Here is a 21,121-nt window from a genome sequence, read left to right on the forward strand (position 1 = left end):
GTCGTGGTGGGCAGGGACGGGCCTGTCATGAGGAAACCCCCTGGACGAAGCGCGGATCGAAGAGGCCGTCGAGCGACGGCTCCGTGTCCGCCAGGCCGGCGGTGGTCAGGAAGGCGGCGATCTCCTTGGCCTGGCGTTCCAGATCGCCCGACGCGAACGCCTCGCGGTTCTGCTCCAGCGTGAAGATCGTGGTGCCGGCGTCGTAGTCGGCGTACGCCTGCTCGCTCACCCCCGCCCGCCGGGCCATGATCGTACGGGCCTCCGCCGGGTTCTCCCTCATCCAGGCGAGGGTGTCGAACCACGTCTTGACCAGCCCCTGCACGACCTCGGGCCGCGACGTCGCGAGCTCGCGCGCGACCACCAGGTGGTCGGGGATGGCGCCGGGGAAGTCCTTGGAGGTGGCGATCGCGGTGGAGCCCGGCAGCTCCAGCGCCGTGGTCGTGAACGGCGCGAACACCCCGACCGCGTCCACCTGACCGGCCTTGAACGCGGCCGCCGCCGCGTCCGTGGGCAGCGGCTTGAACGTGACGTCCTTCTCCGTGAGCCCCGCCTTGTCCAGGGCGAGCAGCAGCAGGTAGTGGTCGACGGTGCCCTGCTCGGCGGCGACGGTCCTCCCCTTGAGCTGGGCCACCGAGGTGATGCCCGCCCGGGCGATGATCTGGTCGTTGCCGGTGGAGTTGTCGTTGACCAGCACCACCGTCTGCTCGGCCCCGCCGGAGACGGAGGCCAGCGTGTCGTTGAGGGTCTGGCTGTTGGCGTCGACGGCGCCGGTCGCCAGGGCGGTGAGGCTGTCGGTGTAGCTGTCGAAGTACTTGAGGTTCACCTTCACCCCGTTCCTGGCGAACAGCCCCTTCTCCTCGGCCACCTGCCACGGGAACCAGCCCGGCCAGGCGGAGAAGCCCAGGGTGACGGCCCCGTCCGCGGCGGAGGTTCCGGACGGAGCGCCGCCGCAGGCCGTACAGGTGACGGCGAGCAGGACGGCGAGCAGGAGCCTGCGTGTCATGACGTGGCATCCTCCACGGTCGACGGCTTGTCCGACTGTCCCTTTGCCGGGTTCTTGGACGGGAGGTGCCCCGACCGGACCAGGCACCCGAGCGTGTCGCAGATGACGCGGGTGGCGATCAGCGAGGTGATGTCGGCGTTGTCGTACGGCGGGCTGCACTCGACCACCTCGATCCCGGCCAGCGGCCGGGCGTCGGCGATGAGCTGGATGAACTTGAGCACCTCGCGCGGCAGGAACCCGCCCGGCTCCGGCCACCCGGTCCCCGGCACGAACGCCGCGTCCAGGCAGTCGACGTCGAACGACAGCCACACGGCCTCGGCGTCGCGCCAGGCGACCTCGAGCGCCCGTTCGGCGGCGGCCTCGATGCCCATCTCGACGCAGTCGGTGACGGTCATGATCGTGGTGCCGCGCTCGCGCCCGACCTTGACGCCGGGCCGGGGCGCCTGCCAGCCGCCGATGCCGATCTGGACGAGGTTCTGCGGCGGCACGTTCGGGATGTCGGTGGCGTGGAACCACGGGGTGGTGTGCATGCGTTCGTCGAGGTCGGTCTCCTGGGTGTCCACGTGCCGGTCGAAGTGGATGATCCCGAGGTTGCCCGACAGGTGCTCGGCGACGCCGCGCACGGTGGGGTAGCCGATCGAGTGGTCGCCGCCGAGCACCACGGGGAAGGCGCCGCTGGCGTAGACGTGCGAGACGGCCTTGGAGATCTGGTCGAAGGTCTTCTCGATGTTGCCGGGGATGGTGAAGACGTCGCCGAGGTCGGCGATGGTGATCGACTCGCGCAGGTCGACGCCCAGCTCGAAGCTGTAGGGGCCGTACAGGGCGGAGATGCGGCGGATGCCCTGCGGCCCGAACCTGGTGCCCGAGCGGTACGTGGTGCCGCCGTCGAACGGCGCGCCCAGCACGGCGACGTCGTAGTCGCCGCAGGTGCGCACGTCCTCGACGTACGGGGCCTTGAGGAAGGTGTTGATGCCGGCGAAGTGCGGCAGCTCGCCGCGGGAGAAGGTCGGGATGCGCCGGTCCACGATGGAGTCGGCGCCCTGCAGGCCGAGCTCCAGGGCCCTGGCGACCTCGCGGTCCCAGGCGGTGGTGGGCAGCTCGGCCTCGCGCTCGACGGCGAAGGCGGCCTCGGGGCCGTAGTTCTCGTGGACTTTGCGGGGGTGCCAGTGCATTCGAGCTCCGAATGATCGGCGCCCGGCCGGAAGGCAGCCAGGCGCTATGGCTGACCTCCCGGGCTTTTGTCCCGCCGTGGAGCGGCCCCGGTGGATGCGACGGGGCCGCCTGCACCTCTCGGACCAGACCCGTGGGACACGGCGGAACCCTAGGTGCGCCTCACGCTGTCGGTGAGTCCCTTTCAGTGCACCTCCGAGGTGTTTCCGCCCTGTTAAAACCCTGTTCCGGTCGCCTTACCTGACGGCGGGGCGCGTCGCGGTCCGCCGTCAGGCGAGGCGGGGCGTCGCGGCCGGGCGACCGCCGCCGCCCGGCCTGCTCCCGGTCAGGGGCGGTATCTGAACAGGTTCGCGCCCTCGGCGAAGTAGACGTCGCCGGACCCGTGCACGGCCAGGTGGCTCACCGGCCCCTGCCGGAGCACGGTCCGCTTCTCGGTCCTGGGGTCGAGGGCGAACAGGCCGCCGTGCGCGCCGTACAGGAGCCGGTCGGCGGGGTTGTAGGCGAGCTCGCCACTTGTGGAGGCGCCGTCCGACAGCGTGACGCTGGTGACCACCTTGCGCGCCTGGACGTTCACGGCGAACACCGTGCCGCCCGCGATCCCCCACAGGCGGCCGCGGTCGTCGAACGTGAGCGCCGGGACGGCCGGCTTGCCCGGCGCCGGCACCAGCTCCCACAGGAGCCGGTCGTGCTTGACGGACCAGGCGAAGATCTTGGCCTCCGGCTGGGTGGGCGGGGTGGCCGTCTGGCCGCTGTGGATGGAGGTGCCGCCGTACAGGACTCCGTCGCGGTAGGCGAGGGAGACGATGCTCTGGTCCTGGACGACGTTGCGCTGCGCGTGCTTGAGCTCGCCCGTCTCCGGGTCCCACAGCGCGAGCACGCCGCCGAGGTGGCCGAGGTCGGGCATGGTGCCGGCGGCGAGATAGCGGCCGGCGGAGGTCAGGGCGCGCGGCCTGATCTGCTTGTCGGTGTGCAGGTCGAAGAGCCGCGCCGGGTTGTCCGCCGCGCCGGGGTCGGGGCTGGGCGAGTACTCGGGACTGTGCCAGGGCAGCTCAGGGTCGTAGGCGTAGACGCGGGCGTCGGGGTAGGCGCCGACGTACAGCTTCCCGTCGTGCTCCGCCAGGGCCTCGGTCTGGCTGAACGTGTGGAACTCCTCGCGCGCGCCCGTCTCCGGGTCGAGGGCGGCGAAGCCGCCGTTGAGGAACCCTCCGGTGTAGACGCGGCCGTCCGGGCCCTCGGCGATGGCGGTGATGTCGATCGGCTCGCCCTGGACGCCGGACTGGAGGAACTCCCGCGCCCCGGTCTGCGGGTTGTAGCGGAACATCATGCCGCGCCAGAGCAGGCCGACGAGGCTCTTGCCCGGGTAGTCGGGCAGGTCCAGCTCGGCCCAGCCGATGCCGCGCGTGTTGGCCACCCGGCCGGTGAACGGCATCCCGGTCGAGGTGGTCTCCCGGGTGCTCGGGTCGTAGCGGACGAGTTCGCCGCCCTTGATGAGGTAGATCCCGCCCTGGTCGTCCGGCGGTGACACGTCGAGCCCGTGGGCGGCCTCGATGACGTCCACCCAGGCGCCGGCCGCGATGTCCCACACGTGCAGGGGGCCGGGGAAGGCGCTGCCGAACCTGACGTACAGGTGACCCTGGACGACGTCCACGTCGTACGCCCACGCGTCGGTCAGGTCGGCGCCGGGCGGCGCGGGCAGCCGCTCGATGGCACCGGTCACCGCGTCCACCTCGAAGACGGCGGCGGGGTTCTCGGTGCCGGTGTAGATCTTGCCGTCGGCGTAGGCGATGCTGCGCACGTAGACGTGGTCGGGCGAGATCCGGCCGTAGTCGCGCACGCCGGTGGCGGGGTCGTAGGCGAACAGGCGCCCGCCCGGGTAGGTGCCGCCGTAGACGGTCGAGCCCTCGCCGGCGGCGACCGACCAGATGAAGCTCTCCGAGGCGATGGGGCGGCCGAGGTCGGTGACGCCGCCGTCGCGGGTCCAGCGGTAGAGGTGGCCGGCGCCGTACGTGCCGGTGTAGACGCTGCCGTCGGAGGTCGCGGTCACCGCCCAGGAGCCGTCGGCGCCGGGCAGGTCGTAGCGGGCGGCCGTGGCGCCGGTGGCGGGGTCGACGGCATTGAGGTGCGCCGGCGACCCGGAGGAGACGGACCAGATCACCGGGTCGCCGGCCGGTCCCGGGGCGACGGTGCCGCCGATGAGCAGGACGTCCTGCAGCGGCACGCCCAGGTCGGTCACCCGGTCGTCGGCGTGCGCAGGGGCGGCCGGCCCCGCCAGCAGCAGCGCCGCCAGGCCGGCGGCTAATGCTCTTCTTATTAAGGTCATGACCGAAACCTAGGAACCATCGCGGCCTCCGTCAATGGTTCCCAAGTTTCGGCTGGGGCCGTAAGTCAGAGGTGCCGGCGGAACAGTTCGGTGCCCCGGAAGTAGTAGAGGTGCCCGTCGCCGCCGGTGACCAGCTGGGAGACGCCGTCCCCGGCCAGGGCCGTCGCCTTCCAGGTGCGCGGGTCGATGCGCCACAACGAGCCCGCCATGGCGGCGTACAGGTCGTCGCCGCGGAAGACGAGGGCCCGGTCGGCGCCGTACCGCGAGGACTGGCGCGGGAAGAGGGCGGCCACCCTGGTCACCCGCTTCGCCTCGGGGAGGTAGACGAACAGGTGGCCGTCGGCCAGGCCCCAGATGCGGCCCTTGGCGTCCACGGTCAGGGCGTTGACCGAGTGGGCGCCCTCGACCGGCACGACCGAGGAGACGACCGCGCCCGTGGCGGGGTCGAAGACGAACAGGCGGGCGCTCGTGGCGACCGGGTCGATGCCGTAACCGCCGTGCACGGACGTGCCGCCGTAGACGAGACCGTCGCGGGTGGCCAGGGAGACCACGCTCTGATCGGGGACGACGCCGCGGTGCACCTCCACGGTCCGCGTCCGCGGGTCCCAGAGGGTGAGCGCGCCGCCGAGCCGGCCGGACTTGGGCACGCTGCCCACCGCCACCCGGTCGCCGACCTGGACGAACGCCTGCGGCCGGTCCTGCTCCTCGCCGATCGTCACCGGCGCCGGGTTGGTGCCGTACGCCCACGGCCGGGCCGGGTCGTAGTCGAGCAGCTCGCCGTTGGGGTAACGCCCGTAGACGACGTGGTCGCCGTACCGGCCGAAGCCCTCGACCTGGCCGCCGGAGGAGAGCAGCGTGTACGCGCCCGTCGCCGGGTCGAAGCGGCTGATGCCGGGCGGCGAGAGGAACCCGCCGGCGTACACCTCGCCGCCGGGTCCGGCGCCGATCGCCTGGATGGGGTTGGCCGACCCCTCGAGCCCGGACTCGCCCAGGTAGCGGGTCTTCTTGGTCTCCGGGTTCCAGATGTAGATCCGGCCGTAGTAGTACGTCATGGACAGCGACCTGCCGGGGAAGTCCGGGTCGTCCAGCTCGATCCACGCCCAGGCGCCGGGGAACGCGTTCGGGCCCCAGCCCACCGGCGTGTAGGTGTGGGTGTCCAGGTCGTACTGGACGACGCCCTCGGCGGCGATGCGGAAGTAGACGTACCTGCCGGTGGGGTCGGGCGTGGAGACCGCCCGCGCGCTGATGCCCTTGACGACGTTGACGAACCTCTTCCCGGCGGTGTCGTAGAACAGCAGGTCGTTGGAGGGTTGCACGCGCAGCAGGAGGAGGTCGCGGGCGCGGGTCATGTCGTAGACGACCTCGCTCGTCGCGTACTCCGCGGGCAGCGGGATCTGCTCGACCTGGCCGCTCGCGCGGTCGAACCTGGCCAGCCGGGCGCGCGGCTGCGTGCCGAAGTAGACGGAGGTGTCGTCGACGGCGAGGGCGCGGCCGTACGTCTCCCCCGGGACGATCTGGCCGTGATCGGTGAACTCGCCGGTCCCGGGGTCGTAGGAGAACAGCAGCCCGCCGGGGTAGGTGCCGCCGTAGATCACGCCGTCGGGGGCGGCGGCCAGCCGCCAGACGCCCTCGCCGGGGAACGGCGTGCCGAGCGAGGTGATCGCGGCGTCGCCGGGCTTCCAGCGGTACGTCTGGCCGCTGGTCATCGCGAAGTAGACGGTGCCGTCGGCGGCGGAGAACGTGTTGGCCCAGCTGTCGGTCCCGCCGTCGGGCACGCGCTGCTTGAAGACGACCTCGCCCGAGCGGATGTCGGTCGCCTGGAACATGGCGTTCATGTAGGAGTTCCCTGCGGTCACCCAGTACGCCTGCGGGCGTCCGTCGGCGTCCACGCCCTGGGACTGCTCCTGGGAGAGGATCCTGTTGGCGATCGGCTGACCGAGGTTCTCCTCGCCGGTGGTCTCCGCGTACGAGGTGCCCGGCAGCGCGCACACCATCAGGACCATGAGCAGCGCCAATAACCCACGTTTCACGATATTTCCCCTAATTTCGGCTAAGACCGGAATCTAAGAGCGTCGCAGTGAGCCGTCAAGAGAACCGGGATTACGGTGTCGCCCGATATCGTCAGGCGGTCCAGCGGAGCCGTTCCCTGGTGATCTCGTGCCGGAGGGGCTCGCCGGACAGGAACCTCGCGATCTCCGCCACCGTGGACCTGCCCTGCCGCTCGTGGCCCTCCACGGTGGCCGCCGCCTGGTGCGGGGTGAGCAGCACGTTCGGCAGGGCGCGCAGCGGGCTGTCGAGCGGCAGGGGCTCCTCGTCGAAGACGTCGAGCGCCGCGTCGATCCGGCCGGCGCGCAGCTCGTCCAGCAGGGCGTCGGAGTCGACCAGCCATGACCGGGCCGTGTTCACCAGCGCCGCGCCGTCGCGCAGCAGCGCCAGCTCCCGGCGTCCGAGCAGGTGACGGGTGGCGGGGATGGCGGGGGCGTGCAGGGCGACGACGTCGCTGCGCGACAGCAGCTCGTCCAGCGGCACGAGCGTGGCGCCCAGCGCCGCCGCCTCGGCCGCGTCGACAAGCGGGTCCGTGAGCAGCAGCTCAGCGCCGAGCGGGCGGACCAGCTCCAGGTACGCCCGCCCGGTGCGCGACGCGCCGACCACGCCGACGACGCTGCCGCGCAGCTCGCGCGCCGGCCTCGCCGCCGCCCTGGTCTCCTCCCACCCGCCGCCGGAACGCAGCCGGTGGTCGAAGCGGTGCACCTGGTGGAGCAGGCTGAGGGTGAACGTGAGCGCCATCTCGCCGACGGCCGGCGCCATCGCCGCCCCCGTCTGGGTGACCCGGATGCCACGATCCCACAGGGCGTCGCTGACCAGGAAGCCCACGGCGGCGCCGGTGTGCGCGACGAGCCGCAGCCTCGGCGCCCGTTCCAGGGCCTCGGCGTCGAGCCGCGGCGTCTCCCACCCGGTGACCAGCACCTCCGCCTCCTCCATCGGGACGATCGGCCCGAGCCTCACCAGGTCATCCCAGATCGGCGACGGCAGGAACATCTCCCGCAACTCAGGCGTCAGGGAGAGAGCGATCATGAGGGTCCTTTCACACGGGGGGACGGGGAGAGCGGACTCGAGCATCTCAGACCCCTGGACGGCGGAGTCGTGGCGGCGGCACGTCACCCGGCGGAGGACGACTCCAGGACGAAGGGGCGAGGGTCGCCGGCGAGGGAGGCCTTCGCCGCGGCGCCGAAGCCGTCGGCGACGATCTCGATCTTCCCGGCCTCGATCCCGTCGAGTGCGGTGCGGACGATGTCGGCCGGGTCGTTCAGCACGCCGTCCGGGAGCGCGCCGCCCAGAACGTCGTCCGCGTGGGCTTTCATGGTCGCGGTGGCCGTCGGCCCGAACACCAGGCCGGTGACGAGGGTGCCCTGGCCGGCGAGTTCGAGCCGGACGCCGTTGGTGAGGCTCCACTGCGCGGACTTGGCGGCGGCGTGGGCGTTGTTGCCGTCGTAACTCCGCGGCGATGCACGCCGTCACCGCGGGCGGCGCGTGGCTCACCGTCGCGGGCCGTGAGCCGCGGGAGCTGGCCGCCGGCCCGTGCTCAACAGCCTGGTCGACATCATGCTGATCCAGGTGCTGCGCGCCTGGCCGGACGCCGGGCCGCTACCGCGTCGCCGCCCGCGACCGCGCGCCCGTCCGCTGATCGGGCCGGACCGCCCCCCGGAGAAGCGGGCCGACCGGTGTGGGGGCCGGTCAGGGCGTGATGGTGGGGCAGCGGGGGTCGAGGGTGATCCTCGCCAGGTCGCGGCCGGCGAGGGCCCAGGCCTTCCACGAGCCCGGCTCGAAGTGGAGTTGCGGGTTGGTGTACCACTCGTCGCCGAGCCCGGTGGCCAGGAGCTTCGCCTCGGTCCCCAGCTCGTACGCGTTGCCGCCGCCGAAGAAGACGGAGGTGAAGACCCTGCCCCGGTGCGTGGTCAGCTCGCCGTAGCCGGAGAGCTTGCCGCGCCGCACCACCTCGCGGGTGGCGAGGTCGAGGGCGATCCAGGTGCCCGAGTCGCGCTTGTAGACGCCGTACAGCAGACCGTCGTGCGCCTTGACGTCCTGGAAGGTGCGGTGGCCGGGGATCGGGTCCACCTGCCAGAGCACCTCGCGCCTGGTCAGGTCGAAGGCCGCCACGGACGCGGACGTCGCGACGGGCGGGGTGCCGCCGCCGCCGAGCACGTCGCCGCCCAGGTAGACCACGCCGCCCTCGGGGTCGACCGACAGGCTCATGAGGCTCTGGCCCGGGATGACGCCCTTGTGGACGTCGATCTCGCCGGTGTCGGGGTCGACCACGGACAGGGCGCCTTCCAGGTTGGCGCCGAGCGGGGCGCTGGCCACGACGAGCTTGTCGGTGACCGGGTCGTACTCGATGTCCCAGGGGCGCTGCTGGCCGTGGCCGAGGTAACCCAGGCCGCGCACCTCGTCGGTGCGCAGGTCCACCGACACGATCTGCCCACTGGGGTAGATGGCGGCGTAGATCTTCTCGCCGCGCCGTACGAGGTCCTTGGGCTCGCCGGGCATCCGGAATCTGCGCTTGTCACCCGTGCGCAGGTCGCGGACCTCCATCGAGAAGTGGCCGCCGACGTACACGGCCCGGTTGGGGACGAGGAGCATGCTCTGCGGGCGCTCGGCCCCGGCGGGCAGGCCCGCGTCGATCAAGTCGGCCAGCTCCGACGTGCCGGTGCGCAGGTCGAGCCACCACATGCCGCCGCTGCCCGCGAACCCGAGCAGGGTGTGCTCGTCCAGCAGCTGCACGCGCCTGGTCTCGTCCCCGGGGGACGGCGGTTCGGCGATCTTCGTGAACCCGGTCTCCCCCTGGCCGAGGCGGTGGACGGCGCCGTCGGGACGGGAGGTGGCGTAGACGGTGCCGTCGGCGGCGGTCGTCAGCACGTCGAGGGTGCCCTCGGCGAGGGAGACGCGGCGCTCGCCGGTGCCGTCCTTACGGATGTCGATCAGCGTGGCGCCGGAGGTCGCGAGCACGCGGTCGCCGTGCTCGGCGACGAACCCGAACCCGGTGGGCCCGCTCGCCAGCTCCCGCACCGTGCCGTCGGCCCGGCTGATCCGGACGAGCTTGGCCTTGTCGAGCAGGCCCGCGTAGACGAAGTCGGCGTCGGCGGCGACCGCGCGCGCGTACCGCTCGCCCGGGGCGAGGACGCCGAAGTCGCGTACGGCGCCGGTGGCGGGCACGTACTCCCAGACGCGCCCGTCGGGGTAGGTGCCGGCGTAGAGGGTGCCGTCGGGGGCGGCGGCGAGGCTCCAGATGTAGCCGCCGTTGCGGCCGAACGAGCGCACGTGCTCGACCTGCCCGGTGGCCGGGTCGAAACGGTAGAGGTCGGGCACCGGGTACGTGCCGGCGTAGATCTTGCCGCCGGACACGGCCGTGGCCCAGGCGCCCTCGGGCTCGCCGGTGGCCGGGCCGTCGGGCAGCGTGACGCTCCTGACGACCTTCCGGGTGGCGAGGTCGATCTCGGCCAGCACGGGCGGCTTGAGCCCGCGGGTGACGACGTACGCGTGCCCGTCGTGCACGGTCGCGCCGACGATGGCGCCGGTGACCGACGCGGAACCGAACCGCTCCACGGCGGGGGCGTCGCAGGTCGCCGCGGCCTGGGCGACGGGTCCGGTGAAGAGCGCGGGTAAGAGCGCCACCAGAGCGATCATGACGGACCGGAGCACGGGCCACCTCGTTTCTCAGCATTTTGGCCCCGACCGTAACTGCCGAAGTTCGCCCACGTCAACGTCTATGGACATTACGGCCTAGCCCGTTATAGCGTGCGGCGAAAAACGTCCCCCGGGAGCCCGCGCATGATCCCTCGCCGCCGTTTCCTCCAGGCCGCCGCCGTCACCACGGCGGCCACGACCCTCACCGCCCAGCCGGCCCAAGCCCGTGCCACTGCCCGCGCCACCGCTCCGCCGGACCCCGAGGGCACGGTCACCGGCATGGGCCCCGCCAGCGTCGCCAGCCCGCTCGGCAACGGCGAGTTCGTGGGGAACGTCCTCTACGTCGGCTCACGCGGCCTGTCCCCCAACGTGGTCGCCGCCTACGACCTCGGCCAGGACAAGGTCATCGCCCACTACGACATCCCCACCGGCGTCGGCATCTGGGCCATGTGCAAGGTCGGCACCGACGTCTACGTCGCCACGCACGCCCGGTCCGACCTGTACCGCCTCGACACCGTCTCCGGCCAGGTCACCAAGGTCGCCGAATACACCGACGAGTACATCTGGACCATGTGCGCCGCCCCCGACGGCAAGGTCTACATGGGCACCTCGCAGCCGGGGCGCGTCGTGGAGTACGACCCCGCCACGGGCGCGAGCCGCGACCTCGGCGAGCCCGCCCCCGGCGAGCAGTACGTCCGCAGCATCCAGGCCGACGAGCGGTACGTCTACGCCGGCGTCGGCGCCAACGCCCACCTGGTCGCCATCGACCGCGCGACCGGTGAGAAGCGCGAGCTCCTGCCGGAGTCCCTGCTCGACCGCGACTGGGTCTCCAGCATGAACATCTCCGCCACCCACATCGCCGGCGGCATGAACTCGCTGGCCGAGCTGGTCGTGCTGGACAAGGCCGCGCCGGAGACGTACACGGTGGTCAAGGCCACCGCGCCCGGCGAGAAGTACACCGTCGCGGTGCTCATCCACGACGGCTACGTCTACTTCGCCGGCCGTCCCTCCGGCACGTTCTACCGCTACCACCTGGAGAGCCGGGAGCTGGAGGTGCTCGGCGTGCCGTACTTCGAGGCGCTCACCCACCGCCTGCTCGCCCACGAGGGCCGCGTCTACGGCGTCCAGGACAGCGCCGTCTTCGTCTACGACCCGGCGACCGGCTCGCTCGACTACGTCGACCTCGTCCAGCGCGGCCTGAAGGCGGCCCCGGAGGCGCCGATGTCCGTGCACTCCGACGGCCGCCGCGTCTACGTCGGCGGCAAGAACGGCGCCGACATCCACGACCTCGCCACCGGGGAGAGCACCAGGCTCGGCATCGCGGGCGAGCCGAAGACCATGCTCACCGTGGACGGCGTCACCTACCTCGGCGTCTACACCCAGGCCGCCCTGTACGCGCACCGCCCCGGCGAGCCCGAGGCCCGGCTCCTCGCCCGCACCGGCAACCAGCAGGACCGGCCCCGCGACCTCGCCCACGACAAGGCGACGGGCCTGATCGTCATGCCGAGCCAGCCGGAGCCCGGCCACATGAACGGCGCCCTGTCCCTCTACTCGCCCCGCACCGGCTCGTACGAGACGTACCGGCCGATCGTGGAGCGCCAGACGGTCTACTCGGTCGTCGCCCGGGGCGGCGTCGCGTACCTCGGCACCATGACGCAGGAGGGCCTCGGCCTGCCGCCGGTCACCACCACGGCCCGGCTGGCGGCGTTCGACCTGGTCAGGAGGAAGCTGCTGTGGGAGGTCGAGGTTCCCGGCGCGACCCGGATCTCCTCGCTGGCGTTCGGCACCGTCACCCTGTACGGCATGACCCTCACGGGCGAGGTGTTCGAGTTCGACCTGCTGCGCAGGAAGGTCACCCGGACGCTGAAGGCAGGGGCGAAGGGCGGTGAGCTGTTCGTCACCGGGCGGATGGCGTACTGCACGGACGGGGCCGCGATCTACAAGATCGACCTGATCAGGTGGACGGTGCGGCCGATCGTGGAGGGGCTGGCCGGGGACTGGTTCGGCGCCGAGCCGAAGATGGCGCTCGACCCGTCGCGCCGGGCCCTGTACGCGCTGCGCGGCCGGGAGCTCGTCCGCGTCGCCATCGACGGCAGGTAGCGGTGACGGCCGGGGCCCGGAGCGGCGCCCCGGCCGTGCCGGTCAGTGCGAGCGGGGAACGAGCACCAATTCCGGCGGGAGGCCGTACCCATTGATGCGGATCCGGTTCTCCTGCACGGTCACCACCGCGTACGCGCTGGCCGGGTACGGCTGCTCGACCATGCCCTTGAGCGTCACGTAGTGAACGCCGCCGACCACCTCGTACGCGCCCGGGTGGTAGTGCCCGTTGAGGTAGGCCACCACGTTGGGGTGGGACTCCAGCACCTGCCGGACCTCGGGGGCGTCCGGGGCGTCCTCCGTCTCACCGCCCGCGAGCGGCATGTGGCCCAGGACGATGACCTGCTGCCCCTTCGCCTCGGCGTCCGCGAGCGTGGCCTTCAGCCACGTCCCCCGATGACAGCCGCCAGGTCGCACGCCACCGCCGTGTCCCCGCGCGGAGAGGCGGAAGGGCGATCGTAGGGTGAATCCATGACAACAGTCGCAATGCTGGGGACCGGGATCATGGGCGCCGCCATGGCCCGCAACCTGCTCAAGTCCGGCATGCAGGTCAACGTCTGGAACCGTACGCAGGACAGGGCCCGGCCCTTGGCGGCCGACGGCGCCACCGTGGCGGGCTCCCCGGCGGACGCCGTCCGGGGCGCCGATGTGGTGATCACGATGCTGCTCGACGGCGACGCGGTGCACGCCGCGATGACGGCCGCCTCCGCCGGCCTGCGGGCCGGGCAGGTGTGGGCGCAGATGAGCACGGTCGGCATCGAGGCGGCCGGGCGCCTCGCGGCGCTGGCCGCCGGGCACGGCCTGACGTACGTCGACGCCCCGGTCCAGGGCACCAAGCAGCCCGCCGAGCAGGGGACGCTGATCATCCTCGCCTCCGGGCCGCAGGCCGCCAGGCAGACGCTCACCCCGATCTTCGACGCCCTCGGTCAGCGGACGCTCTGGCTGGACGAGAACGGTGCGAGCGCGGCGGGCACGAAGCTGAAGATGGCGGTGGTGAGCTACGCCATCTCGCTGACCGCCGTGGTGGCCGAGTCGCTGGCCCTGGCCCGCGGGCTCGGCCTCGACCCGGCCCTGGTGCGGGAGGTGCTCTCCGGCGGCCCGCTGGACAACGCCTACCTCCAGACGAAGGCGAAGGCCATCCTGGAGGGCGACTTCACGCCCAGCTTCACCGTGCGCAACGCCGAGAAGGACACCCGGCTCATCGTCGAGGCGGGCGAGCGGGCCGGGGTGAAGCTCGACGTGGTGGCGGCGGCCGGCGAGCGCTTCCGCCGCGCCGAGGCCCAGGGACACGGCGACGAGGACATGTGCGCCACCTACCACGCGAGCTTCGGCTAGAGCTCGTCCACCTCCGCGTGCGCGCGCCCGCCGGACAGCTTGGCGTAGCCGGGGCCGCGGTCGAAGAAGCGGTCGGCGCGTGGCCGCAGGCGGGCGCGCAGCTCGGCGGTGGCCTGCTCGTCGATGCGGTCGCCGTCGAGCACCACGCCGTAGTCGCCGAGCGCCCCGGCGATCGACACCTTGCCGTCGCGCACGTCGGCCGCCACCGCGCGGGGGTCGCGGTCGTACGGGGAGCCCCAGCCGCCGCCGCCCGTCGTGCGGATGCGGATCAGCTCGCCGGCCTGCACCGGGTAGTCGTCGACCAGGCCGTCCATCTCCTTGCCGGCGATCTCGACGCGGAACGGCCGCCCGGCCAGCCCGCCGTTGACGCCCCAGCACGACAGGATCGAGCGGTCGGCGATCGACATGTACGAGGCGTCGCGCAACATCCGGATGTGCTTGTCGTAGCCGAGCCCGCCCCGGAACATGCCGGGCCCGCCGGAGTCGCAGGCCAGGCCCAGCCGCTCCACCCGGAACGGCCAGCGCGCCTCGGCGAACTCCACGGGGATGTTGCGCGAGTCGGGCACGACGTGGATGGTGTCCTCGCCGTCGGCGTACCAGCGGCCACCCGAGCCGCCGCCGAGCACCTCCCGCATCAGGTACGGCTGCCCGTCGGCGTCGGCGCCGTACACGCCGGTGTAGCGGATGGTCTCCTGGTCGGCCGGCATGCGCCCGCCGGTGGCCTTGGCCAGCACACCGGCGAGCACGCCGAGCAGGCGCAGGATGACGAACGTGCGGGCGTTGGTCGGCGCGGGGAAGACCGGCGTGAGCAGGGTGCCCTTCTCCGGGAAGACCATCTTGATCAGCGGCACGACGCCCTCGTTGACGTCGAGCTCGGCCATGCGCTCGGGGGTGTCGGCCAGGTTGCGCAGCACCGGGGCGAGCCACTTCTTCAGGAACACGCCGTCGGCGTAGTCGCCCGCGTGGTTGATCGGCCCCTTGGCCTGCGGCGAGGTGCCGGTGAAGTCGATCGTCAGCGGCGTGTCCGCGGCGTGGTCGACGCTGAGGGTGATGCGCTGGGCGTGCAGGCGGGGCTCGTCCACGCCGTCGTGCTCGGCGTAGTCCTCCCACACGTACGTGCCCTCGGGGATCTTGGCGAGCAGCTCCCGGCGGAACGTCTCGCTCGTCTTGTCGATGATGGCGTCGAAGCACTCCTCGACCGCCTCCCGGCCGTAGCGCTCGAACAGCTCGGCCAGGCGGCGCGCGCCCATCAGGCAGGCCGAGCACTCGGCGTCGAGGTCGCCGGCCAGGGAGTCGGGCATGCGGGAGTTGCGGGTCATGATGCGCAGCGCGGCCTCGTTGGGCACGCCCTCGTCCCACAGCTTGATCGGCGGGACCATCAGGCCCTCCTCGAACACCGACCGCGCGTGCGACGGCATGGAGCCGGGCACCGACCCGCCGATGTCGTCGTGGTGGCCGAACGCCTGCACGAACGCGACCACCTCGCCGTCGTGGAAGACCGGCACGGTGACGCACAGGTCGGGCAGGTGGCCGATGCCGCCCTCCGACAGGTAGACGTCGTTGTGGAAGTAGACGTCGCCGGGCTTCATCGTCTCGATCGGGAAGTCGCGCACGACCGGCTGGACGAGCGCGCTGTAGGAGCGGCCGGTGAGCTTGCGCAGCCGTACGTCGTGGATGCCCGCGCGGAAGTCGTGCGCGTCGCGGATCATCGGCGAGCGGGCCGTGCGGGCGATGGCCGTCTCGACCTCCATCTCGACGGAGGCCAGGGTGCCCTCCACGATCTCCACCAAAATGGGATCAGTCACGAGAAATCTCCACATTTCCGTATTCGTCGACTTTCGCGATGAAGCCGGGGTGGATCGGGATCGTGGAGCCGTACTCCTCGATCACCGCCGGGCCCTTCACCGTCGCGCCGGGGCCGAGCGCGGCGCGCTGGTGGATCGGGGTGTCGCGGGTCTCGTCGAAGTGCACCGGCCGGACCGACGTGGCGCCCGCGCCGGGTTTGTCCAGGCGGCGGATGACCGGGCGGGTGATGGGCCCTATGCCGGACACCCGCAGGTTGACCCACTCGACGGCATGGCGGGGGTCGTCGCGGTAGGCGTAGCCGTAGAGCTTCTCGTGGGCGTCGTGGAAGCGGGCGACCACCTCGGCCCGCCACTCGTCGTCGATCTCGCCGGCCGGGGCCGGCACCCGCACCTCGTACGCCTGGCCGTAGTAGCGCAGGTCGGCGCTGCGCTGGTAGACGGGGTCGTCGAAGCCCTCGCGCTGGAGCGCTTCGCCCGCCTGATGCTCCAGGTCGTGGAAGATCTCGGCGGCCGTGCCGGGCGACAGGTCGCGGGTGACGTACGTACGGACGTAGTCGTTCTTGACGTCGACCGTGAGCAGCCCGAACGCCGAGACGTTGCCCGGGTCGCGCGGCACCAGCACCGACGGCAGGCCGAGGATGTCGATCAGCCGGCACGCCAGCAGCGGCCCCGAACCGCCGAACGTCACCAGTGGGAAGTCCCGCACGTCGAGCCCGCGCTGGACGGTCAGCTGCCGGATCGCGTTGCTCTGGTTGAACGCGCTGATCTCCAGGATGCCGGTCGCCGTGCGCTCGGGAGTCAGGCCGAGCTTGTCGGCGAGGGCCTGGACGCCGGTGCGTGCGGCGTCGGCGTCCAGCGGGATCTCGCCGCCGAGCAGATGCGGCGGGATGCGGCCGAGGAAGACGTGGGCGTCGGTCACCGTCACCTCGGTGCCGCCCCTGCCGTAGCAGAGCGGGCCGGGGTCGGCGCCGGCGGACCTGGGGCCGACCTTGAGCGTGCCCTCCGGCGAGATCCACGCGACCGAGCCGCCGCCCGCGCCCACCGTGACGATGTCGATCATCGGGATCTTGCACGGGTAACGGCCGATGCCGGCCTCGGTGGTGATGGAGGGCTCGCCGTCGGCCACCACGGCCACGTCGGTGGAGGTGCCGCCGCCGTCGAGGGTGATCACTGACGGGTGGCCGGCCGTGGAGGCGATGAGCGCCGCGCCGAGCGCGCCGGCCGCCGGGCCGGACAGGACCGTGGTGATCGGCTGGTTGACGACCTCGCGGGCCGACAGGATGCCGCCGTTGGACTTCATCACCGAGAACGGCATGCCGAGCCGGTGGGACAGGCTCGCGATGTAGCCGCGCATGACCGGCTTGACGGCGGCGTCGACCAGCGTGGTGACCGAGCGCTCGTACTCGCGGTATTCGCGCAGCACGTCGCTCGACAACGAGATGACCGCCTCCGGGTGCTCCCGCCAGAGCACCTCCCGCATGCGGTGCTCGTGGGCGGGGTTGGCGTAGGAGTGCAGGAAGCAGACGCCGATCGCGGTGATGCCCTTGGCGCGGAACCAGCGCGCCACCTCGACCGCCTGCTCCTCGTTGAACGGGCGCACCTCCTCGCCCCGGTGGTCGAGCCGCCCCCCGACGGTCTTCACCAGGTGCACCGGGACGATCCTGGGCGGCTTGACCCAGAAGTAGGAGTTGCCGTACCCGTCGGGCACGCTCTGCCTGGCGATCTCCAGGACGAACTCGAAACCCTCGGTCGTGATGAACCCGAGGTCGCCGATCCGGTCCTCCAGCAGCCGGTTGGTGGCCACCGTGGTGCCGTGCACGATGGAGCCGACGTCGAGCCGGCCCAGTTTGGCGATGCCCGCGAGGAACCCGTCGGCCGGGTCGGCGGGTGTCGAGGGGGTCTTCGTGGTGAGGATCTCACCGGTCTCCTCGTCCACCGCCACGACGTCGGTGAACGTTCCTCCGGTGTCCACTCCGATACGGACGCTACGCATGGCTCCTCAGCTCCGGCGCCGGCCGAGCACTTCTTCGATGACCCGGGGCGCGTTGTCGGTGCCGACGTACGCCGCCAGCCGCACCACCATCTCCTGCGACCTGGCCAGCTCCGCCTCCACCCTCGCCTTCCCGCTCTGTCCCGCCTGTACGCCGAAGTAGGCCCCGATGATGGTGCCGACGACCCCGGCCACACCGGCGAACAACGCGGCGAACTCACCGCTGGCGAACACGGCCGCGCCGAACGCGACCAGGACCGCAACGATGCCCGCCACGACGACGAGGAAACCGTATCGCCACCGTGTCGCGTCGGCTTGGGCGGCCGTCAGCTCGTCCGGCGTCATCATCGCCTCGAGCGTCGGCGGGGGCGCCGGGGGTTTGTCCGTGACCACAGAATGTCCCTCCTGTAACTCAGGGGAGAAATGTCCCACGAGGCCAGGTAACAAGCCAAGCCACTAAGCTGACGGCCCGTGACCGAACTGTCTGCTTTGTCTGCTGTGCCCTCTGGCGCCAGGGATGCCGTACTGAAGTTCTACTTCGGCCCCATGGACTGCGGGAAGTCCACCCTTGCGCTCCAGATGAACTACAACCACGCACGACAAGGCAGGCGCGGACTGGTGCTGACCAAACACGACCGGTCCGGCGGGCCGAGGGTCACCAGCCGCATCGGGCTCGGACGCGACGCCATCGAGGTGGAGGACTCCCTCGACCTCGTCCGGCTGGTGACCTCGTACGGGCAGGTGGACTACCTGATATGCGACGAGGCCTGTTTCTACCGCGTCGAGCAGATCGAGCAGCTCGCCGACCTGGTGGACGAGCACGGCGTGGACGTCTACGCCTTCGGCCTGGCCTCCGACTTCCGGTCGGTGATGTTCCCGGCGGCGCAGCGCCTGTTCGAGCTGGCCGACGAGGTGTGCCGGCTGCAGGTCGAGGTGCTGTGCTGGTGCGGGCGTCCGGGGCAGCTCAACGCCCGGGTGGTGGGAGGCGTGCTGGTGCGTACGGGTGAGCAGGTCGTGATCGGCGACACCGGCGACGCGCCCGTGCGCTACCAGGTGCTCTGCCGCCGTCACCACCGCTCCGGCGAGCTCGGCGAGGGCACGCCGGCCGCGCGCTGAGCCTGCTCCCCCGCCGCCTCAGACGGCGCAGATGCCGTCGTCGCAGCCGTCGGCGCGGTTGTCGAGGGAAGCCGCGAGCTGGACGATCGGCGTCTGGCCGGTGCGCTCGGCCACCTCGTCGATGGCCGCGGCGAAGGTGTCCTCCGGCTGGGCGCCCGACACGGCGTACTTGCCCTCGAAGAGGAACAGCGGCACCCCGCTGATGCCGAGCGCGCGGGCCCGGTCGATCTGCTCGCGCACGGCCTCCGCGCCCTCGCCGGTGTCCTGGACGCCCACCTCGGCGGCCAGCTCGGCCAGCACCTCGCGGTCGGCGACGTCGCGGCCCTCGGCGAAGTAGGCGCGGAACAGCCGCTCGGCCATCTCCTTGCCGAGCCCCTGCCGGGTGGCGACCTCGATGAGGCGGTGCGCCTCCAGGGTGTTGGCGCTGAGGGCGCTGGCGTAGTCCATCTCCAGCCCGTCGGCCTCGGCCACGCCGACGACCCGGTCGATCATCTGCCGGGCGTTCGGGCCGAACTTGCGCTCCATCGCCGGGATGATCGGCTCGGCCTTCTCGGGAGCGCTCGGGTCGAGCTGGAACGGCCGCATCGTCACCTCGATCGTGCCGCCCTTGGCCCGGAACCGCTCGGCGGCCCTGGCGAACCGCGTGTGCCCGATGTAGCACCACGGGCACACGACATCAGAAAAGATCTCCACCTTCATGTACGACGACAACCCGCCGCCCGCCCCGCTGATTCCTGCGCGGGCGAGAGGTCAGCCGGACGCCAGCTCCTCCAGCCGGTACGGCAGGTACGCCGAGTCGTCCACCAGCGCGGACGCCCCTCGCCACCAGCCGAACCACTCGCCGCTGCGCCACATCCAGTCGACCCGCTCGATGGCGGCCACCACGTCGCCGACGGTGTCCCACCGCTCGCCGAGCTGCTCCCGGGTCGCGCCGTGGCGCAGCGCCCAGCCCCGCAGGATGCCGGCCGCGTCGGACGGGACCTCGCGCGCGTACGGGTCGGGGCTCTCGCCCGGCAGCCGGTGCGGCCCGAGGCCGGCCGCCACGCCCCAGCTCCACTGCGCCTCGGCGGGCCGGGAGTAGCGCAGCGACTGGAAGTCGAGGTTGGAGCCCAGCTCGTCACCGGGGCGCCGGGTGACGACCGCGTCGAGGCGTCCGCCCGCGTCGAAGTGGACGACGAGCCGCTGCCCGGGCCGCACGTCCGGCGGCAGGTCGAAGCGGTCTTCGGCCTGCCAGGAGTTGAGGTCGACCTCGGCGACCGCCCGGCCCCACACGCGGTCGGCGGCGTCGTCGGAGATCCAGGCGGCGAGCATCTCGAGCGCGGTCAGGTCGGTCCACGGCTCGATCGCGACGGCCGTGCTCAGCACCTCGTCGGGGGGCGGCAGCTTGCCGCCCCGGGGCCGCGTCCACCACTGCTCGCCCAGCTCGCGGGTGCCGACGAGCAGGGCGGCCAGGGCGGCCAGCTCGGCGGAGCGCCGGGTGAGCTGGGCGCCGAGGGCCAGCTCGAGCGCCCGTGCGGTGCGCTCGGCGCCCAGCACGGGCCGTACGTCGGCGACGAGCGTCGCGGCCGTCGGCCGCTCCTCGCCCAGCAGGTCGCGAACGACTCTCCTGGCTTCGGTTCGTGCGTCTTCAGCGTGTGCCTGCCGCATACCGCCACGCTACGCCCGGAGATCCTCTTCCGCGAGAGGCCGGACGTCCCTTGCTTGACCTGCACCGGGACGGCTCACCGGGAGGGCGGTTTCAGTGCCGGCGGGAGGTCCTGCCGAACAGCCAGCCGATCGCGACCCCGGTGAGCGCCACCCCCGCCCCCATGCCGAACGACGCCAGCATCACCCACGGGCGCGTCTCGGTGGGCCGGGCGGCGGGACGTTCGTAGACGGCCCCGCCCACCTCGCCGGCGCGTCCGGCCACCTCACCCACGAGCCCGGCCGGGACGGCGGGCCGGGCCGCTTCGCCGGTGGCCGCCGCGGCGGCCGGGGCCCGCAGGTGCTCCTCGACGGCGGCGAAGAACTCCCCCGCCGTGCGCTTGGCGACCGACGTCAGCATGCGCTGCCCGACGCCGCCGATCATGCCGCCGACCACGGCCTCGGCGTCGTAGTCGACCCGGGTGCCGCCCTCGGCCTCGCCGAGCCGCACGCGGACGGTGGCGTCCACGGTGCCGGGCGCGCCCTGACCGCGTGCCTTCAGCGTGAAGCCCTCCGGCTCCAGCGGGTCGGTGAGCGCCACCTCTCCCTGGTACACGCCCTTGAGCGAGCCCACTCCCGCGTTGATCGTCATCCGGTACGTGTCCGGCCCCGTCTCCTCCAGCCGCTCGCAGCCCGGAATGGTGCGAACCAGCACCGCCGGGTCACGCAGCGCCGCCCACACCAGGTCTCTCGAAGCGCCGATCACGGCACTGCCCGCCAGATCCATGAGGCCACTTTAGGCACGCGAGCCCGCCCCCAGAAGGGCAATCCGCGCCAGAGCCCGTCCGACGTCGTGGATCACCACTGGCATCATGGTGTCCCATGATCGGGCGCCGGCGCATCAACACACCCGCCCGGCGCGCACGCTGCGGCGACCACCAGCGCCACGGCCATGCCGGCCGCCCGGATCCCCTTCCGCC

Annotated in this window: 17 protein-coding genes and 1 riboswitch; of the genes, 3 read left to right on the forward strand and 14 right to left on the reverse strand. The window is 72.2% G+C overall.

What is annotated here, in order from left to right:
- Nucleotides 1-25: 25 nt before the first annotated feature.
- The 7 genes from C1J01_RS30355 to C1J01_RS30385 all read right to left on the reverse strand — a co-directional run bounded on the left by C1J01_RS30355 (nucleotide 26) and on the right by C1J01_RS30385 (nucleotide 10,190).
- Entirely contained in the window at nucleotides 26-1,003 is a 978-nt protein-coding gene (locus C1J01_RS30355) for an ABC transporter substrate-binding protein (RefSeq protein ID WP_111182401.1), read from the reverse strand.
- Nucleotides 1,000-2,175, reverse strand: coding sequence for an agmatinase family protein (locus C1J01_RS30360; protein ID WP_111182402.1), 1,176 nt, complete (start codon nucleotides 2,173-2,175; stop codon nucleotides 1,000-1,002). The genes C1J01_RS30355 and C1J01_RS30360 overlap by 4 nt, the downstream gene beginning before the upstream one ends.
- A gap of 53 nt (nucleotides 2,176-2,228) precedes the next feature.
- A riboswitch (guanidine-I (ykkC/yxkD leader) is annotated at nucleotides 2,229-2,339 on the reverse strand.
- A 159-nt stretch (nucleotides 2,340-2,498) separates the two neighbouring features.
- Nucleotides 2,499-4,493 carry a PQQ-binding-like beta-propeller repeat protein gene (locus C1J01_RS30365; protein WP_146615775.1) on the reverse strand — a complete coding sequence of 665 codons (1,995 nt, stop codon included), beginning with the start codon at nucleotides 4,491-4,493 and terminating at the stop codon, nucleotides 2,499-2,501.
- Nucleotides 4,494-4,558: 65 nt separating this feature from the next.
- Nucleotides 4,559-6,523 carry a ligand-binding sensor domain-containing protein gene (locus tag C1J01_RS30370; RefSeq protein ID WP_146615776.1) on the reverse strand — a complete coding sequence of 655 codons (1,965 nt, stop codon included), beginning with the start codon at nucleotides 6,521-6,523 and terminating at the stop codon, nucleotides 4,559-4,561.
- A 91-nt stretch (nucleotides 6,524-6,614) separates the two neighbouring features.
- Nucleotides 6,615-7,568, reverse strand: coding sequence for a hydroxyacid dehydrogenase (locus C1J01_RS30375; protein ID WP_220040173.1), 954 nt, complete (start codon nucleotides 7,566-7,568; stop codon nucleotides 6,615-6,617).
- A gap of 83 nt (nucleotides 7,569-7,651) precedes the next feature.
- Entirely contained in the window at nucleotides 7,652-7,855 is a 204-nt protein-coding gene (locus tag C1J01_RS50230) for a hypothetical protein (RefSeq protein ID WP_181449044.1), read from the reverse strand.
- Nucleotides 7,856-8,228: 373 nt separating this feature from the next.
- A complete protein-coding gene (locus C1J01_RS30385) occupies nucleotides 8,229-10,190 on the reverse strand; it encodes a PQQ-binding-like beta-propeller repeat protein (RefSeq protein ID WP_235854766.1) in 1,962 nt (653 codons plus the stop codon).
- A 129-nt stretch (nucleotides 10,191-10,319) separates the two neighbouring features.
- Here C1J01_RS30385 and C1J01_RS30390 point away from each other — a divergent pair, with 129 nt between their 5' ends.
- Nucleotides 10,320-12,275, forward strand: a complete 1,956-nt coding sequence (locus tag C1J01_RS30390) for an NHL repeat-containing protein (RefSeq protein ID WP_111182405.1) — start codon at nucleotides 10,320-10,322, stop codon at nucleotides 12,273-12,275.
- A 42-nt stretch (nucleotides 12,276-12,317) separates the two neighbouring features.
- Here the strand turns inward: C1J01_RS30390 and C1J01_RS30395 are convergent, their stop codons facing one another.
- The gene (locus tag C1J01_RS30395) at nucleotides 12,318-12,689 is read right to left on the reverse strand and encodes a metallophosphoesterase family protein (RefSeq protein ID WP_111182406.1); all 372 of its coding nucleotides are present in this window, start codon (nucleotides 12,687-12,689) and stop codon (nucleotides 12,318-12,320) included.
- Between the two features lie 54 nt (nucleotides 12,690-12,743).
- Here C1J01_RS30395 and C1J01_RS30400 point away from each other — a divergent pair, with 54 nt between their 5' ends.
- The gene (locus C1J01_RS30400) at nucleotides 12,744-13,607 is read left to right on the forward strand and encodes an NAD(P)-dependent oxidoreductase (RefSeq protein WP_111182407.1); all 864 of its coding nucleotides are present in this window, start codon (nucleotides 12,744-12,746) and stop codon (nucleotides 13,605-13,607) included.
- On the opposite strand, the gene C1J01_RS30405 is transcribed toward C1J01_RS30400, so the two are convergent.
- The 3 genes from C1J01_RS30405 to C1J01_RS30415 are packed head-to-tail and all read right to left on the reverse strand — an operon-like array spanning nucleotide 13,604 to nucleotide 17,795.
- A complete protein-coding gene (locus C1J01_RS30405) occupies nucleotides 13,604-15,412 on the reverse strand; it encodes a hydantoinase B/oxoprolinase family protein (RefSeq protein ID WP_235854767.1) in 1,809 nt (602 codons plus the stop codon). The two genes, C1J01_RS30400 and C1J01_RS30405, sit on opposite strands and share 4 nt — an antisense overlap.
- Nucleotides 15,405-17,405, reverse strand: coding sequence for a hydantoinase/oxoprolinase family protein (locus tag C1J01_RS30410; RefSeq protein WP_111182409.1), 2,001 nt, complete (start codon nucleotides 17,403-17,405; stop codon nucleotides 15,405-15,407). The genes C1J01_RS30405 and C1J01_RS30410 overlap by 8 nt, the downstream gene beginning before the upstream one ends.
- A gap of 6 nt (nucleotides 17,406-17,411) precedes the next feature.
- Entirely contained in the window at nucleotides 17,412-17,795 is a 384-nt protein-coding gene (locus tag C1J01_RS30415) for a hypothetical protein (RefSeq protein ID WP_111182410.1), read from the reverse strand.
- Between the two features lie 105 nt (nucleotides 17,796-17,900).
- Between C1J01_RS30415 and C1J01_RS30420 the strand changes: the two genes are divergently transcribed.
- Nucleotides 17,901-18,518, forward strand: coding sequence for a thymidine kinase (locus C1J01_RS30420; RefSeq protein ID WP_268958759.1), 618 nt, complete (start codon nucleotides 17,901-17,903; stop codon nucleotides 18,516-18,518).
- 18 nt (nucleotides 18,519-18,536) lie between these two features.
- Here C1J01_RS30420 and C1J01_RS30425 read toward each other — a convergent pair whose 3' ends face one another.
- From C1J01_RS30425 to C1J01_RS30435, 3 genes are all read right to left on the reverse strand, one after another.
- Entirely contained in the window at nucleotides 18,537-19,217 is a 681-nt protein-coding gene (locus C1J01_RS30425; protein ID WP_111182412.1) for a DsbA family oxidoreductase, read from the reverse strand.
- 51 nt (nucleotides 19,218-19,268) lie between these two features.
- Entirely contained in the window at nucleotides 19,269-20,165 is an 897-nt protein-coding gene (locus tag C1J01_RS30430) for a hypothetical protein (protein ID WP_111182413.1), read from the reverse strand.
- A gap of 91 nt (nucleotides 20,166-20,256) precedes the next feature.
- Nucleotides 20,257-20,928, reverse strand: coding sequence for an SRPBCC family protein (locus C1J01_RS30435; RefSeq protein ID WP_111182414.1), 672 nt, complete (start codon nucleotides 20,926-20,928; stop codon nucleotides 20,257-20,259).
- Nucleotides 20,929-21,121 lie beyond the last annotated feature (193 nt).

Source organism: Nonomuraea aridisoli (assembly GCF_003236395.1).
GTDB classification, from domain to species: domain Bacteria; phylum Actinomycetota; class Actinomycetes; order Streptosporangiales; family Streptosporangiaceae; genus Nonomuraea; species Nonomuraea aridisoli.

What these genes read in the sequence shown, in the direction of transcription:
- C1J01_RS30355 (WP_111182401.1), bottom strand. Translation starts at nt 1,003, where the DNA reads ATGACACGCAGGCTCCTGCTCGCCGTCCTGCTCGCCGTCACCTGTACG.
- C1J01_RS30360 (WP_111182402.1), bottom strand. Translation starts at nt 2,175, where the DNA reads ATGCACTGGCACCCCCGCAAAGTCCACGAGAACTACGGCCCCGAGGCC.
- C1J01_RS30365 (WP_146615775.1), bottom strand. Translation starts at nt 4,493, where the DNA reads ATGACCTTAATAAGAAGAGCATTAGCCGCCGGCCTGGCGGCGCTGCTG.
- C1J01_RS30375 (WP_220040173.1), bottom strand. Translation starts at nt 7,568, where the DNA reads ATGATCGCTCTCTCCCTGACGCCTGAGTTGCGGGAGATGTTCCTGCCG.
- C1J01_RS50230 (WP_181449044.1), bottom strand. Translation starts at nt 7,855, where the DNA reads ATGAAAGCCCACGCGGACGACGTTCTGGGCGGCGCGCTCCCGGACGGC.
- C1J01_RS30390 (WP_111182405.1), top strand. Translation starts at nt 10,320, where the DNA reads ATGATCCCTCGCCGCCGTTTCCTCCAGGCCGCCGCCGTCACCACGGCG.
- C1J01_RS30400 (WP_111182407.1), top strand. Translation starts at nt 12,744, where the DNA reads ATGACAACAGTCGCAATGCTGGGGACCGGGATCATGGGCGCCGCCATG.
- C1J01_RS30410 (WP_111182409.1), bottom strand. Translation starts at nt 17,405, where the DNA reads ATGCGTAGCGTCCGTATCGGAGTGGACACCGGAGGAACGTTCACCGAC.
- C1J01_RS30425 (WP_111182412.1), bottom strand. Translation starts at nt 19,217, where the DNA reads ATGAAGGTGGAGATCTTTTCTGATGTCGTGTGCCCGTGGTGCTACATC.
- C1J01_RS30430 (WP_111182413.1), bottom strand. Translation starts at nt 20,165, where the DNA reads ATGCGGCAGGCACACGCTGAAGACGCACGAACCGAAGCCAGGAGAGTC.
- C1J01_RS30435 (WP_111182414.1), bottom strand. Translation starts at nt 20,928, where the DNA reads ATGGATCTGGCGGGCAGTGCCGTGATCGGCGCTTCGAGAGACCTGGTG.